The organism is Sulfurivermis sp. (genome assembly GCF_059410345.1).
The window spans coordinates 1-14,844 of record NZ_JBLJDO010000032.1 but is presented as its reverse complement, the minus strand read 5'-3'; the positions used below and the strand labels follow the sequence as shown (position 1 = coordinate 14,844).

Annotated in this window: 14 protein-coding genes; 11 read left to right on the top strand and 3 right to left on the bottom strand. The window is 64.9% G+C overall.

Annotated features, from left to right (window positions below):
• From ACMV8A_RS15225 to ACMV8A_RS15185, 9 genes are all read left to right on the top strand, one after another.
• The coding region (locus ACMV8A_RS15225; RefSeq protein WP_495326736.1) for a hypothetical protein at positions 1-2,063 on the top strand (2,063 nt) is incomplete at its 5' end.
• A gap of 42 nt (positions 2,064-2,105) precedes the next feature.
• On the top strand, positions 2,106-2,585 hold the full coding sequence (locus ACMV8A_RS15220) for a DUF4124 domain-containing protein (protein WP_495326735.1): 480 nt from the start codon (positions 2,106-2,108) through the stop codon (positions 2,583-2,585).
• Positions 2,582-3,007, top strand: coding sequence for a DUF4124 domain-containing protein (locus ACMV8A_RS15215; RefSeq protein ID WP_495326734.1), 426 nt, complete (start codon positions 2,582-2,584; stop codon positions 3,005-3,007). Before ACMV8A_RS15220 ends, ACMV8A_RS15215 begins: the two co-directional genes overlap by 4 nt.
• A gap of 360 nt (positions 3,008-3,367) precedes the next feature.
• Positions 3,368-4,522, top strand: a complete 1,155-nt coding sequence (gene argE / locus ACMV8A_RS15210) for an acetylornithine deacetylase (protein WP_495326733.1) — start codon at positions 3,368-3,370, stop codon at positions 4,520-4,522.
• A gap of 103 nt (positions 4,523-4,625) precedes the next feature.
• On the top strand, positions 4,626-5,942 hold the full coding sequence (gene argA / locus ACMV8A_RS15205; protein ID WP_495326732.1) for an amino-acid N-acetyltransferase: 1,317 nt from the start codon (positions 4,626-4,628) through the stop codon (positions 5,940-5,942).
• A 2-nt stretch (positions 5,943-5,944) separates the two neighbouring features.
• Complete coding sequence (locus tag ACMV8A_RS15200) at positions 5,945-6,781, top strand: Dam family site-specific DNA-(adenine-N6)-methyltransferase (protein WP_495326731.1); 837 nt, start codon at positions 5,945-5,947, stop codon at positions 6,779-6,781.
• Between the two features lie 21 nt (positions 6,782-6,802).
• A complete protein-coding gene (locus ACMV8A_RS15195) occupies positions 6,803-8,032 on the top strand; it encodes an EAL and HDOD domain-containing protein (protein WP_495326730.1) in 1,230 nt (409 codons plus the stop codon).
• Positions 8,033-8,087: 55 nt separating this feature from the next.
• Complete coding sequence (locus ACMV8A_RS15190) at positions 8,088-9,299, top strand: HD-GYP domain-containing protein (RefSeq protein WP_495326729.1); 1,212 nt, start codon at positions 8,088-8,090, stop codon at positions 9,297-9,299.
• Positions 9,300-9,336: 37 nt separating this feature from the next.
• Positions 9,337-9,732, top strand: coding sequence for a hypothetical protein (locus ACMV8A_RS15185; RefSeq protein ID WP_495326728.1), 396 nt, complete (start codon positions 9,337-9,339; stop codon positions 9,730-9,732).
• 51 nt (positions 9,733-9,783) lie between these two features.
• On the opposite strand, the gene ACMV8A_RS15180 is transcribed toward ACMV8A_RS15185, so the two are convergent.
• The 3 genes from ACMV8A_RS15180 to ACMV8A_RS15170 form a co-directional block, all read right to left on the bottom strand.
• Positions 9,784-10,821, bottom strand: coding sequence for a metal-dependent hydrolase (locus tag ACMV8A_RS15180; RefSeq protein ID WP_495326727.1), 1,038 nt, complete (start codon positions 10,819-10,821; stop codon positions 9,784-9,786).
• Positions 10,822-10,896: 75 nt separating this feature from the next.
• On the bottom strand, positions 10,897-13,164 hold the full coding sequence (gene ptsP, locus ACMV8A_RS15175) for a phosphoenolpyruvate--protein phosphotransferase (RefSeq protein WP_495326726.1): 2,268 nt from the start codon (positions 13,162-13,164) through the stop codon (positions 10,897-10,899).
• 115 nt (positions 13,165-13,279) lie between these two features.
• Positions 13,280-13,801: an RNA pyrophosphohydrolase gene (locus tag ACMV8A_RS15170; RefSeq protein WP_495326725.1), complete on the bottom strand. Its 522-nt coding sequence runs from the start codon at positions 13,799-13,801 to the stop codon at positions 13,280-13,282.
• Between the two features lie 206 nt (positions 13,802-14,007).
• Here ACMV8A_RS15170 and ACMV8A_RS15165 point away from each other — a divergent pair, with 206 nt between their 5' ends.
• A complete protein-coding gene (locus ACMV8A_RS15165; RefSeq protein ID WP_495326724.1) occupies positions 14,008-14,244 on the top strand; it encodes a type II toxin-antitoxin system CcdA family antitoxin in 237 nt (78 codons plus the stop codon).
• On the top strand, positions 14,229-14,564 hold the full coding sequence (locus ACMV8A_RS15160) for a CcdB family protein (protein WP_495326723.1): 336 nt from the start codon (positions 14,229-14,231) through the stop codon (positions 14,562-14,564). The genes ACMV8A_RS15165 and ACMV8A_RS15160 overlap by 16 nt, the downstream gene beginning before the upstream one ends.
• Positions 14,565-14,844: the final 280 nt, after the last annotated feature.

Below are 14,844 nucleotides of genomic sequence, written 5' to 3'. Positions count from 1 at the left end.
CCCGCGACGGCACCGCCGACCTCAAACTAGGCGCCGACGTTGCCGGGGCGGCGGTTATCGACAGCGAGATCACGCTCGCCGAACTGGCCGTCGACGCGCTGCTCGGCCCGCTGTACCTCATCGAGGCAGATGTGACGCTGGAGGAGGTCGGCACCGACACGGCCGCGCTCTACCTGGTCGACGTCTGGCGCGGCCCGCAGTCCACCGCCCGCGCCCCGCACCAGGACGGCGCCCGCTGCGAGAGTCACGCCGGCAGCGCCTGGCAGGATGGCACCCGCCACCGCCCCAGCCGCGGCGATAACTGGCAGCCGGCCGCGCCGATGCAGGCAGGCACTGGTGCGCCCTGGCAGCAGAGCGCCCGCCGCCGCAGCGTTGGCACCGACCGCTGGGAGAGCGCCGCCGCGCACCACCGCAGCAGCGGCGGCGCCTGGGCCGTGCCGCCGCGGCAGAACCGGGCACGCAGCGAGGCCTGGCAGATCGGCCGACCGCTGGGAGACACGCGCGGCAGCACCTATCGCCACCCGCCGCGCCAGCAGGCCCGGCCGACACTGCCCTGGGGCGTGGGCGTGGCGCGTCTGCTGCTGGCCGCGCTGGGCTACAGCATGCAGCCCCAGCGCCACCGCCACGATCGGCGCATCCCCTGGGAAGTCGCCGGGCGCGTGGAGGCGCTATGGCCTCGCCCGGACATTTGGATTCCGCCGGAGCCGGAGCCGTACCGGCCCACGCCCGATCTAGACCTGCGTTGCCAGCGCGACGGCACCGCCAACCTGCCCATCGGCCGCGTCTGCATCAACCTGCCGCAGGGCGATCACGTCATCCCCGTTCGGAGGGTCTATCTGATGATCCATGACATCGAGGTCGTGCGCCTGCCCGACCGCCACCCCATCGAGGCCAGCCGCCTCACCCTCAGCCTCGACGCCGACGCCTGGGCCTGGCAGTGGAGCGGCAACCTGCTCGGCGCCGCCGCGCTGGAGGCGGTACAGCCCGACCAGGATGGCCAGCCCGTCACCCTGGAGGCGACGATCGACGGCTACACCTGGCACCTGCTGGTGGAGGACTGTACGGAGGATCGGGAGTTCGGCAGGCGCGGCGTCAGCGTCAAGGGCCGCGGCCTGACCGGCTGGCTCGGCCAGCCTTACGAGCTGCCCGCCAGCGGCGAGAGCGCGGCGATCGCCACCGCGCAGCAATTGGCCGCCGCGCACCTGCCCATCGGCGAGGGTTGGAGCATCGACTGGCAGGCGCCCGACTGGCTGGTGCCCGCCGGCGCCTGGAGCTGGCAGGGCAAAACACCGGCCCAGGCCATCCACGAGATCGCGCAGGCGGCCGGCTACGTCGTGCGGCCGGCACCCGGCAGCCGCGTGCTGCGCGTGCAGCCGCGTTATCCGGTGTTGCCCTGGGACTACGGCACCGCCACACCGGCGCTGGTGGTGCCCGACGCCGCGATCAGACGCCTGGAGCGGCGCCAGGCCGTCACCACCCAGGCCAATGCGGTCTATGTCCACGGCGGCGCCGTCGGCGGCGTCCTCGCCAGGGTCAAGCGCACCCTCAGCGCCGGCGACCGCGTGGCGCCCACCGCCAGCCACCCGCTCATCACCCACGCCGACGCCGCCCGCGCCCTCGGCAGCCGCCTCCTGGCCGGTCAGCACCGCCAGCCCGAGCTGCGCAGCCTGACCCTGCCGCTCGACGGCAGCACGTTCCCGCTGGGGCAGATAGGAGACCTCCTGCGCGCCACCGTCGGCAACGACACCCACCACGGCATCATCAACGCAGCGTCGGTGGTCGTTGAGCGCAGCACCCGCGGCGTCACGGTGCGCCAGACCCTCACCCTGGGCGAGGACACGCCCAACCAGTGGGCACGGTTCCGCCGCCTCCTGCCAGGCGACCCGCTGCTCATGGGCACCGTAGAGCAACAGCACCTCGACGGCACCGCCACCGTGCTACTGGTCGGCGGCGGCAGCGTCCGCGTCCGCGGCGAGGCGGCGGAGGAGTCCGCCGTGTACATCCGCAGCGGCCGCATCGAGGGGCCGGCGCCCAGCCTGAGCCAGGTAGAGATCGAGGTGTAACGGCGCTACCATTGCCGCAGACCAACAGAGGGAGACACAACCATGAGAGGGATCATCACCGCCGCCGCACTCGCCGCCCTGCTCACCGCAGGTCCCGTGGCCGCCATCTACAAGTGCCAGGTCAACGGCGAAACGGTGTTCTCGCAGACGCCGTGCGCGGCTGATGCGGAGAGGGTCGAGGTCAAGGTGCACCGTCCCAGCGAGGAAGAGGCAAAAGCAGCGGAAGAGCGCGCCAGCTGGGCGTCCGGGGAGAACGCCGCCATGCGCGCGGAACGCAAGAGCCGCGAAGCGGGGATTGAGATAAAGAAGCTGGAAACCGCCATAGAGGTATACCAGCGCGACATGGACAGGGAATTGGCCGCGCTACGCGATCAGAAGGCCAGCGCTTCCAACAACCTCGCCGGCGCCACCTGGGAACAATCCATCGCCACCGAGATGCAGGCCGTGGTGGAGAAGTACAACACCAAGATCAAGCTGGCGAAGGACAGGATCGCCGTGTTGAGGGAGCAGCGGACTCAATGACAGCAGTAGTAGCCATCACCGCCGCCGCACTCGCCGCCCTGCTCGCCGCAAGCCCGGCCGCCGCCGTCTATAAATGCCAGATCAACGGCGAAGCGGTGTTCTCGCAGACGCCGTGCGCGGCCGATGCGGAGGAGGTCCGTATCAGGACGGCCCCCGCGTCTGAGCAAGCGGATGTGGATGGCGCGCTGACCGAAGGCCAGCGCGCCATGCTGCAACAGGCCGAGTTCCGCGCCCTGGCCGAGCGCCGGCGCGTCGCCATCGGCATGACCCCAGACTGGGTACGCCGCGCCTGGGGTGATCCGACCACCATCAACAGGTCCGTTTACGAGTCCGGCGTGACTGAGCAGTGGGTCTACCGCAAGGGGGCAGGCAAGGCACAGTACGTCCATTTCCGCGACGGCGTTGTCAGCAGCATCAACTAGCCGTTAAAGCCGTTTCAAAGCCGCTTTGTGGCCGTCGCAAATCAAACGCCGCTGTGTCGCAAATTTCGCGCCGGGTTACACATTCTTCCGTCGGCACACGGACGTGCCGTCGGAAGAACCCGCCCCGGGCGAGTAGCGCAGGGGACCGCGACAGCGGCGAGACATCGGGGCGGCCTTTCTTTTGGTTACTTTTCTTTGGCCGCTCAAAGAAAAGTAACCCGGCGTAGGGGGACGGAATCCCCCGTCAAAATCAATCCGCGTAGCGCGCAAACCATTTAAAAGAGCGCCAAAACAACGCTGATCAATCTAGCACGCCCCCATGCATTACACTACGCATTCCCGGCACCCGGAAAACCGTCCATGACCACACCGCCCCCCTCCCTGCACGCCATGCTCGCCGCCCTGATCGCCGCCCCCTCCATGAGCAGCGTCAGCCCGGAATTCGACACCAGCAACCGCCCGGTGATCGACCTGCTGGCGCTGTGGCTGGCCGGCATGGGCTTCCAGGTGGAGGTGCTGCCGCTGCCCAGCCAGCCGCACAAGGCCAATCTCATCGCCACCCTGGGCCAGGGACCGGGCGGCCTGGTGCTGGCCGGCCACACCGACACCGTGCCCTACGACGAAGGCCGCTGGAACCACGATCCGTTCCGCCTGGTCGAGGCGGACAACCGTTTCTACGGCCTCGGCACCTCGGACATGAAGGGCTTTTTTGCCCTGGCCATCGAGGCGGCGCGCGGCCTGCAGGCCGGCGACCTGAGACAACCGCTGATCCTGCTCGCCACCGCCGACGAGGAGAGCTCCATGGAAGGCGCCCAGGCGCTGGTGGAACTGGGCCGGCCGCGGGCACGCCATGCCGTCATCGGCGAACCCACTGGCCTCAAGCCCGTCAACGCCCACAAGGGCATCCTGATGGAAGGCATCCGTCTCACCGGCCGCTCCGGCCACTCCAGCGACCCGTCCCTCGGCAACAGCGCCCTGGAGGGGATGCACAAGGTCATCGGCGAACTGCTGGCCTGGCGCGGCGAGTTGCAGGCACGCCACCGCGATCCCCGTTTCACCGTGCCGGTCCCCACCCTCAACCTGGGCCACATCCACGGCGGCGACAATCCGAACCGCATCTGCGGCCAGTGCGACCTGCACATCGACCTGCGCCCGTTGCCCGGCATGGAACTGGACGAACTGCGAGCCACCATGGAACAGCGCCTGGGCGAGACCCTGGCCGGCAGCGGCCTGCACCTGGAGGTGCGGCGCCTGTTCCACGGCACCCCGGCCATGCACACTCCCGCCACCTCGGCCATCGTGCAGGCGGGGGAACAGCTCACCGGCCACGACGCCGAGGCGGTCGCCTTCTGCACGGAAGGCCCGTACCTGAACCGACTCGGTATGGACACCATCATCCTCGGCCCCGGCGACATCGCCCAGGCGCACCAGCCGGACGAGTATCTGGCGCTGGGGCGCATTGATCCCATGGTGGGCATCTTGAAAGGGCTGATTGCGCGGTTCTGTCTCGCTTAGTTTCGAATTCCGTCGCCATTCGAAATCCAAAACTTTCCTGTTGCCTAAGCCAGCGCCACACCGGAGAATACCTTGTGCGATCAATAACAAGGACTCCAACGCCGTGACCACGCCCACTGACGAACAGGCCTTTGTCCGCTGGTTCCGCGGCTCCACGCCCTATATCAACGCCTTCCGCGGCCGTACCTTCGTCATCACCTTCGGCGGCGAACTGGTGGCCGAGGACCAATTCGCCAGCTTCGTGCATGACATCGGCCTGCTCAACAGCCTGGGGGTGCGCCTGGTGCTGGTGCACGGCGCGCGGCCGCAGATCGAGGAGCGGCTCAACGCCCGCGGCATCGAACTGCATTACGAAAACGGCCTGCGCGTCACCGACAGCGAAGCGCTGGCCTGCGTCAAGGAAGCGGCCGGCACGGTGCGGCTGGAGATCGAGGCCCTGCTCTCCATGGGCCTGGCCAACTCGCCCATGGCCGGTGCGCGCATCCGCGTCACCTCCGGCAACTTCGTCGCCGCCCAGCCGCTGGGCGTGCGCGACGGTATCGACTACCAGCACACCGGCGAGGTGCGCCGCATCGACGGCGAGGCGATCCAGAAACAATTGCACGATGGCGCCATCGTGCTGCTGTCACCCATCGGCTACTCGCCCACCGGCGAAACCTTCAACCTCAGCGCCGAGGATGTGGCCACCGCCACGGCCATGCAGCTGCGCGCGGACAAACTGATCTTCCTCACCGACGCCAAGGGTGTCACCGACAGCCGGCGCCGGCTGGTACGCGAGCTGGGGCTGGCCGAGGCGGAACAGGCACTGGCCCGCAAGCTGTCCGAGGAAATGGCGCGTTGCCTGGGCGGCGCGCTGCGCGCCTGCCGCGGCGGCGTGCGCCGCGCCCATCTCATCGACCGCCACGTCGACGGCGCCCTGCTGCTGGAGCTGTTCACCCGCGACGGCATCGGCACCCTGGTCAGCGGCGAGCTGTTCGAGGGCACACGCCGCGCCAGCATCGACGACGTCGGCGGCATCCTGGAACTCATCGCCCCGCTGGAGGCCGAGGGGGTGCTGGTGCGCCGCTCGCGTGAGCTGCTGGAGATGGAGATCGATCAGTTCGTGGTCACCGAACGCGACGGCATGATCGTCGCCTGTGCCGCGCTGTATCCCTTTGCCGAGGAACAGGTGGGCGAGCTGGCCTGCCTGGCGGTGCATCGCGACTACCGCAAGCAGGGCCGCGGCGACGTGCTGCTGGCCTTCATCGAGCGGCAAGCCAAAGACATGGGCATCAACCGGCTGTTCGTGCTCACCACGCGCACCGCGCACTGGTTCCAGGAGCGCGGCTTCCGCGAGGCCGACATCAAGGAACTGCCGGTGAAGAAGCAGGCCATGTACAACTGGCAGCGCCGCTCCAAGGTGTTCATCAAGCCGATCTGATCATGCTGATGACCACCCGCACCGCGCCTGTGCGCCCGTTTCTCAAATGGGCCGGCAACAAATACCGCATCATCGAGCGGGTTCGGGCACGCCTGCCCGCCGGACGCCGGCTGGTGGAACCGTTCACCGGCTCCGGCGCGGTGTTCCTCAACACCGACTACCCGCGTTACCTGCTGGCCGACGGCAACAAGGATCTGATCGATCTCTACAATGCATTGAAGGCCGGGGGCGAGGACTTTATCACCGACTGCCGCAAGCTGTTCCGTCCGGCCAACAACACCGCCGAGGCGTATTACCGGCTGCGCGCCGAGTTCAATGCCTGCAACGACGTCCGCCGCCGTGCTGTATTGTTCGTCTATCTCAATCGCCACGGCTACAACGGCTTGTGCCGCTACAACGCCAAAGGCGGCTTCAACGTCCCCTTCGGCCGCTACAAGAAGCCCTATTTTCCGCAACAGGAAATGCTCGCCTTCCACCACAAGGCCAGGCGCGCCGTGTTCCGCCACGAAACCTTCGAACAGACCCTGCGCCGCATCCGCAGCGGCGATGTGGTGTATTGCGACCCACCCTATGTGCCGCTGTCCCTATCCAGCAGCTTCACCGCCTACCACGCCGACGGCTTCTCCCTGGAACAGCAGCAGCGCCTGGCCGACATAGCGGCCCAGGCGGCGCGCCGAGGCATCACCGTGCTAATATCCAACCACGACACGCCGTTTACCCGCAGCGCCTACAAGGCTGCCGACATAGAGCAGCTATCGGTGCAACGTTCCATCAGTTGTCACGGCCACAAACGTTGCCGCGTCGACGAACTGCTGGCGCTGTACCGCGCGACGGATTAGCACAACACCACAGGGATCGGCATGACGCACAACAACTATACCAAGGGAACATTCGTCGGCCGCCAGCCCATTTACGACCGGGCGCTGGATGTCTTTGCCTACGAACTGCTGTATCGGCGCAGCAATGACAATCGTGCCGCCTTCGCCAACGGCGACCTTGCCACCTCCCAGCTCATCATCAACACCTTCATGGAGATCGGGCTGGAGAATATCGTCGGCAGCAAACCGGCCTTCATCAACATCACCAGCGACTTCTTCAGCGGCCACTATCCGCTGCCCATGTCCCACGAACAGGTGGTGTTTGAGCTGCTGGAGACCATCGAACCCACGCCGGCCATCATTGATGGTGTGCGTGGCCTGGTAGCACAGGGTTACCGCATCGCCCTGGATGACTACCTGCTCAAGCATGACACCCTGCCCCTGCTGGAGCTGGCCACCTACGTCAAGCTGGACGTGCTGACGATGGAGCGTGATGAACTGGCGCGCACCGTGGAGCGGCTGCGACAACATAAGCTGAAACTGATCGCTGAGAAGGTGGAGACTCCCGCCCATTATGCGATGTGTCAGGAGTTGGGCTTTGATCTGTTCCAAGGCTATTTCTTCAGCTACCCCGATGTCATTCAGACACGTACAGCCACGGCGAACCGCAGCGTGGTGCTCAGCCTGATCGCCCAGTTGCAGAATCCGGCCAGCGAACTGCGTGAGATAGAGCAGCTCATCGCTCAGGACGTCATCCTGTCGTTCCGCCTGCTGCGCTACATCAATTGCGCCACCTTCGGCCTGCGCCGCGAGGTGGACTCCATCCGCCAGGCGCTGATGCTGCTGGGCCTCGGCACGGTGCGCAACTGGGCCACCCTGCTGCTGCTGTCGCAAATCGACGACCGCAAACCGCGTGAGCTGATGACCATCGCGCTGATCCGCGCCCGCATGTGTGAACTGCTGTCGGTCACCGATGTGAATATCGACAGCAACCAGGCCTTTACCGCCGGTCTGTTCTCGCTGCTGGATGCCATGCTCGACCTGCCGATGGAAAATCTGCTCGATCAGATGCCGTTGTCCATGCCCATCAAGCTGGCGCTGTTGAATCGGGAAGGAGCCCTGGGTGCGCTGCTCGACAACGCCATCCGCTACGAGCGCGGCGAATGGGATGGTCTGGCACAACGGGACACCGTTTCCATCGACTACAACAGTGCCTATCTGGCCGCGGTGAGTTGGGCGGATAACAGCAGCAAGGCGCTGCGCGCCGCATGAACTGACAGCCGGCGCGCAGGATGCCCGCCAGCAACAGACAGGGAGCACTAGTCAAATGGATAAACATAGCGAGGCATTGCGCATCGTCGGCATGTATGTGTTGTTCGCGGCGCTGTACATCCTGTTTTCCGATCAACTGCTGAATCTGCTCATCGACAACCCGGTGCGCATGGCGCAGTTGCAAACTCTCAAGGGCTGGGCCTTCGTCGCCATCACCGGCGCCCTGCTCTATCACCTCATCCAACGCAGCATCGGCATCGTGCTTTCATCGCGTGAGGCTGCGCAGAGAAGTGAGCAATATTTTCGCAACACCTTCGAACAGGCGGCGGTGGGTATAGCCCATGTCGGGCTGGATGGCCGTTGGCTGCGCGTCAACAACAAGATGTGCGCCATCCTCGGCTACAGCGCCGACGAGCTACGTTCGCTCACCTTCCAGGATCTGACCCACCCCGACGATCTGCATGCCGATCTGGAACAGGTACAGCGCCTGCTGGAGGGAAGCATCGACACCTACACCATGGAAAAGCGCTATGTGCGCAACAACGGCAGCAACCTGTGGGCCAACCTGACCGTATCCCTGCACCGTGACAACGCCGGCGCCCCCGAGTATTTCATCGCCGTCGTGGAAGATATCAGCGCGCGCAGGGCCGCCGAGCAGCAGGCCCGCACCGCCTCCCACGCCCTGGATCAGGCCTTGCTGCAGCTGGTGCAGGCGCTGACGCGCTCGGTGGAAAAACGCGATCCCTATACCGCCGGCCATCACGAACGCACCGCTCGCCTGGCAGGTGCCATTGCCGAACGCATGGGCTTGCCGCCGGCCCAGGTGGAAGGCGTTCGCCTCGGTGCACTGATCCATGACCTGGGCAACATCTATGTACCGACCGAAATTCTCAACCGGCCGGGCAAGCTCAACGACTACGAATACGCCCTGGTCAAGACCCATCCGCAGATGGGTTACGACATCCTCAAGGATGTGGACCTGCCCTGGCCGGTGCAGGACATGATTCTGCAACACCAGGAGCGCCTCGACGGCAGCGGCTACCCGCAAAAGTTGCAAGGCGATGCCATCATACTGGAGGCGCGCATCATTGCCGTGGCCGATGTAGTCGAAGCCATGACCTCCCACCGCCCCTATCGACCTGCGCTCACGGTGGAACAGGCACGGGCCGAGTTACAGCGCGGGCGCGGCGTGTGCTACGACGCCTTGGTGGTCGACGCCTGCCTGGAACAACTGGACACCACTGGCCTGCCCTGGCAACACAACTGATATAATTGCCTTCCTTTTCCCACTGCCCGTACCCACCATGCCCACTGCCAATCATCCGCTCTGGACCGCCACCTGCCCGCAGGGGTGGATTATGGAAACCGACGAGGACAGCGTCCTGATCTACGATCCGGACGATGGCGTCGGCACGCTGGAGATCAGCTGCTTCTGTAAGGAAGATGTCGCCACCACAGAGGAAGAGTTGCTCGAACTGGCCGCCGATACCATTGCCTCAGGCGCCCGCCGCATGGACGTCCATCTGGGCGACATGAGCGGTCTGTTGTTCTTCTATGTCGAAGAGGGCATGGCCTGGAAGGAATGGTATCTGGCCGCCGGCAACTGCGTGTTCTTCATCACCTACGATTGCCCGGAAGAGTTGGAGGGTGCCGAAGATGAAGAGCTGGCGGAGATCATCGGTAGCCTGAAGATACGCTAGGAGCCCACTCCGTGGGCCAATAGGCGCCTGTTCGCCGCGAGGACTCGGCGCCTACTCAATCAATCGCTCCAGCCGCCACGCGCCGTCGTTGCCTGCGCGGCAGCCGCCGAAGATGAAGGGATTGCGCAAATTGCGCAGTTCGAAACGCAGATCGTAGAACCACACGCATACTTCATCGCCCTGCTCCGCAATGGCGTAGAGCGCCGGGTATTCGGTAAAGCGGCGCAGCTCCGCCAGAGCGGCATCCTGCCACACCGCCTCCGCCAGAACAGGCCGTTCCGGGCCCGCGCCAAATTGCGGCTGATAGCGCCAGCGCGGGTCGTCCAGCGGGCGATACAGCGCTGCCAGGCGGCGGAAGAAACCCGCTTCCGGCCCAGGATCGGCCAAGGCGATCTGGCGCCGCAGATGCACATCGGCCACGTGGTACCCCTGCCCGTCCTGCACCAGGATCTTCCAGTGGAACGGTGACAGCGGCTGCGGCAAGGCGCTGATCGCCACCGCCTGCACACCTTGCGCGGCGGCATAGCGGGTGCCCACGGCGCGCGCCTCGGTCATTTGCCAGCTCTGGCTCCCCACATAGCCGGCCAACACCACCAGTCCCAACACGGCCGGCACGCGGCTGCGCCACCACCAGGCCGCCAGCAGGCCGGCGACAATGATGCCGGTGAACACCAGGTCGATGATGAATATGGCCGGGAGCTGGGCGCGGTAATCGCTGAACGGCGCAAATATCTTGGTGCCGTAGACGGTGACCACGTCGCCGAGCACATGGATGAACAATGCCAGCAGGGTGATGCTGTAAAACGCGCGCCAGGAATAACGCCTGCGCCACAGTGCGGCGAACAACAGTGCCAGCAACACTGCCCACAGCGGCAGCAAGGGCAGGGAGTGGGTGACGCCGCGGTGGAGATTGAGGTAGGTAATCACGTCGCCGAACAGGCGGATCACCACATCGCTGTCAGGAAATGCGCCGGCGAGAAACCCCACCAGCAGCCGGCTGCGCAGCGGCAGCTGATCGGCACGCGGTGCGGTCGGGGCGGTGGCGTGCGCCAACAGTGCGCCGCTCAAGGCATGGGTCAACGTGTCCATGGGTACATTGTAGGAGCGGCTACGCCGCGGTACACGCTTTCAGGCGGCATCGTGGACATCGCGGCGCAGCCGCGCCTACTTGCCGGCGCGGATCAACCCGCCGAGACCGGCCTCATCCAACGCCTGATTGAGGCGCGCGCGCACCTGCTGCGGTTCTTCCATCTGCAACACCTCACCGAGCAGGGCCTGGGCCTTCTTGCGGGTGATGGAGCGGATGGCCCACTTCACGCGCGGCAGGCTGGAGGCACTCATGGACAACGAATCGATGCCCATGCCGAGCAGCAATAGAGCCGCCGCCGGATCACCGGCCATCTCACCGCACACCGACACCGGCTTGCCGTATTTGTTGGCGCCGTCCACCACCTTGACCAGGGCCTTCAGCACCGCAGGATGCAACGAATCGAACAACTCGGCGACACGTGCATTGTTGCGATCCACGGCGAGCAGATACTGAGTCAGGTCGTTGGTACCGATGGAAAGAAAATCGACACGCTGAGCCAGGCGATCGGCCTGGAATACGGCGGCCGGCACCTCGATCATCACACCGACGCGCGGCAGGCTCACGTTCAGGCCCTCCTCGCGCAGCTCGTCGCAGGCGCGGCGGATCAACACCATGGACTCGTCCACCTGGGACAGATTGCTGATCATCGGCAACAACAGATTGAGATTATCGATACCCGCATTGGCGCGCAGCATGGCGCGGATCTGGGTGAGGAATATCTCCGGGTGATCCAACGTGATACGAATGCCGCGCCAGCCAAGAAAGGGATTGTCTTCCTTGATCGGGAAATACGGCAGCGCCTTGTCACCGCCCACGTCGAGGGTGCGCATCACCACCGGACGCGGCGCAAACGATTCCAGCACCTGGCGGTACACATCGAGCTGTTCCTGCTCACCCGGGAAGCGATCGCGGATCATGAAGGGAAATTCAGTACGGTACAGCCCCACACCCTCGGCACCGGAATTGAGCGAGGGGCGGATGTCGGACACCAGACCAGTGTTGGCATACAGCGGCACGCGCAGACCGTCCGGCGTCTCCGCCGGCTGGCTGCGCAGCGCCTGAAGTTCGGCGGTGAGTTCCGCCTCTTCCTTTTGCAGCCGCTTGTATTCGCGGCGGATGTCCTTGGACGGGTTGACGTAGACGCGGCCGGAGTAACCGTCAGCAATGATCTCGCGGCCGTGCACCTTGTTGAGCGGCAGGTCCACCACGCCCATCACCGCCGGCACACCGAGGGCACGCGCCAGGATGGCGGTGTGTGAGGTGCGCGAACCGCGCATCGACACCACGCCGGCCAGCCGCTTGGGCGGCACCTCGGCCAGCATCGAGGCCGTGACCTCCTCGCTCACCAGCACGGTGTTCTTGGGGTATTCGATGGGCTTGCGTTCCTCGCCCAGCAGATACTCCAACACCCGGCGGCCGAGGTCGCGGATATCCTGCGCGCGCTCGCGCAGATAGGCATCCTCCATCTGATCGAAGATACGCACATGTTCCAGCACCGTCTCGCGCAGCGCGCTCGGCGCCCAGGCGCCGGCCTTGATGCGCTTCACCGTATCGTCGATGAGCGAGCCTTCCTCCAGCATCAGCAGATAGGCCTCGAACAGGGCGCTGTCGCTGGCGGGCATGCTGGCGCGCAGACGCTTCAACATGTCGGAGATATCCTTGCGCACCGCGCGTACCGCCGCACGGAACTGCTTCAGCTCGGCGGCACTGTCGTCCACCAGCAGATTGGGCACGGTTTCGATATCGGCAGACGACGTGACCACCACGATAGTGCCGATGGCCACGCCCGGCGCGCCGGACAGGCCCTGCAAAGGGCGATGGTCCACCAGCTGGCCCTGCTGCAATAAGGTATCGATGTCGCCGCTGGCCTCCGCATGGGCGATGGCGCCCGCCAGCTGCGCAGCGATGGTCACCAGGAAGGTGACCGCATCCTCATCGAAACGCACGCTGGTGCGCGACTGCACTACCAGCACGCCGTGGATGGTGCGGTGATGAATGATCGGTACACCGAGGAAGGCGTGGTAGCGCTCCTCACCGGTTTCCGGAAAATACAGATAGCGCGGATGGCTGGGGGCATCCTCCTTGTTCACCGGCTCGGCACGCTCCGCCACCAGACCGACCAGGCCCTGGTCCCAGCTCAGGCGCACCTTGCCCACCGCCTCGGCATTGAGGCCCTCGGTGGCCATCAGCACCAATTCGCGCGTGGTGTTGTGGGCCAGATAGATGGAGCACACATCCACCGCCATCTCCTTCTGCACCCGCTGCACGATGATGCGCAGCGCCTGTTGCAGATCCTTGGCGGCGTTTACCTCCTGTATGATGCGGCGCAGCGTTTGCAGCATGAAGATGTCCTGGGTGTGGTGGAGTACATCGTTATCGTTATGTATGGCATGGCTCAACCATAGGAGCGGCCCTGCCGCGGTTGCGCCGGTCAGGCCGATCGCGGCAGAGCCGCTCCTACAATTTTGCGCCGGCCCGGCGCAACCGCGGCGGCCGCGCCTGTGGCGCCGGGGACAACAGCGGGGCCAGTTCGGTCAACGCACGCTCGTAGACCCGGCGCTTGAAGGCGACGATCTCGTCCAGTGGATGCCAGTAAGAAACCCAGCACCACTCGTCGAACTCCGGCGGGGTGTGCAGATCCAGACGCACCTGGCTGTCGTCGGCGAGCAGGCGCAGCATGAACCAGCGCTGCTTCTGACCGATACACACCGGCTTGCTGTGATGGCGCACCAGGCGCTCGGGCAGGCGGTAGCGCAACCAGCCACGGGTGGCGCCGAGGATCTCCACGTCATCCGGCCCCAGCCCCACCTCTTCCATCAGCTCGCGGTACAGCGCCTGTTCGATGCTCTCATTCTTCTGGATACCGCCCTGGGGAAACTGCCAGGCATCCTGGCCGATGCGACGCGCCCACAAGACCTGCCCCTCCCGATTGCTCAGGATAATTCCCACATTCGCTCTGTAACCTTCCGAATCAATCACTTACAAAACCACCTTGAGGCTGCGCATCAAGGATTTTTCCACAAGCGCCGCCCGTGCGCAAATCTGTTTCAGGCCGCCCGGCTGGCGACCGGCAGTAACACCTGACCCTGATGACAAAGCCCTAAACTCTCTCCGCCCCGCCACTGGCAACGCAAGGCATGTGGGCATATCATGCGCATTAGCAGCCAACACTCATGAAACACATCATGCGCCAGACAACAAACCCCAAAAAGGCCACCAACATCACCCTGTCCACCGACGTGCTGGAACAGGCCAAGGCACTAGGCATCAACATTTCCCAGGCCTGCGACCAGTTCCTGCGCGAACAGGTGCGCCTGGAACTGGAACGCCGCTGGCAACAGGAAAACGCCGAATTCATCGCCGCCTATAACCAAACCGTCGAAACCGAAGGCCTGCCCCTGGCCGAATGGCGCAGCTTCTGATCATGGCGCGCTTCGACGTCTATCCCAACAGCGGTCCCCATGCCGCCGATGTCCCTTACCTGCTCGACGTGCAGAGCGAGCTGTTGCAAGGATTGGAAACCCGTGTCGTCGTGCCCCTGCGGCGCCGTGACCGGTTCCCCCCCGCCAACATCCCCGAACGCCTGAGTCCCGTCTTCGAAATCGAAGGCATCACCTGTCTGATGGAAACACCCAAACTCGCCGCCGTGCCTCTGAAGCTGCTCAAAGCACCAGCCGCCTCCCTCGCGCAGCACCAACACGCCATCACTGGGGCACTCGATTTTCTGTTTCATGGATATTGATATGGTGTAACGCAGTCAGCCAAAACACCGGACGATCCCTGACATCCCAGCTATGCCCGCAGTCTTCTTTCGCCCTTGCGACGGATACCAATGGATTTACTCTAAGAACCCGTCATGCCGAGCGACATGCGCCATGTGTGTGTGTGGGGGGGGGTGGCCTGCCCCAGGTTTCACGTACACCTAGTTAAGGTGGCATGATGAAACCTGGAGGTAAGAAATGGCAAGAAGGCAATTTAGTCGGGAATTCAAATTGGGGGCGGTTCGGCTGGTCCGTGATCAG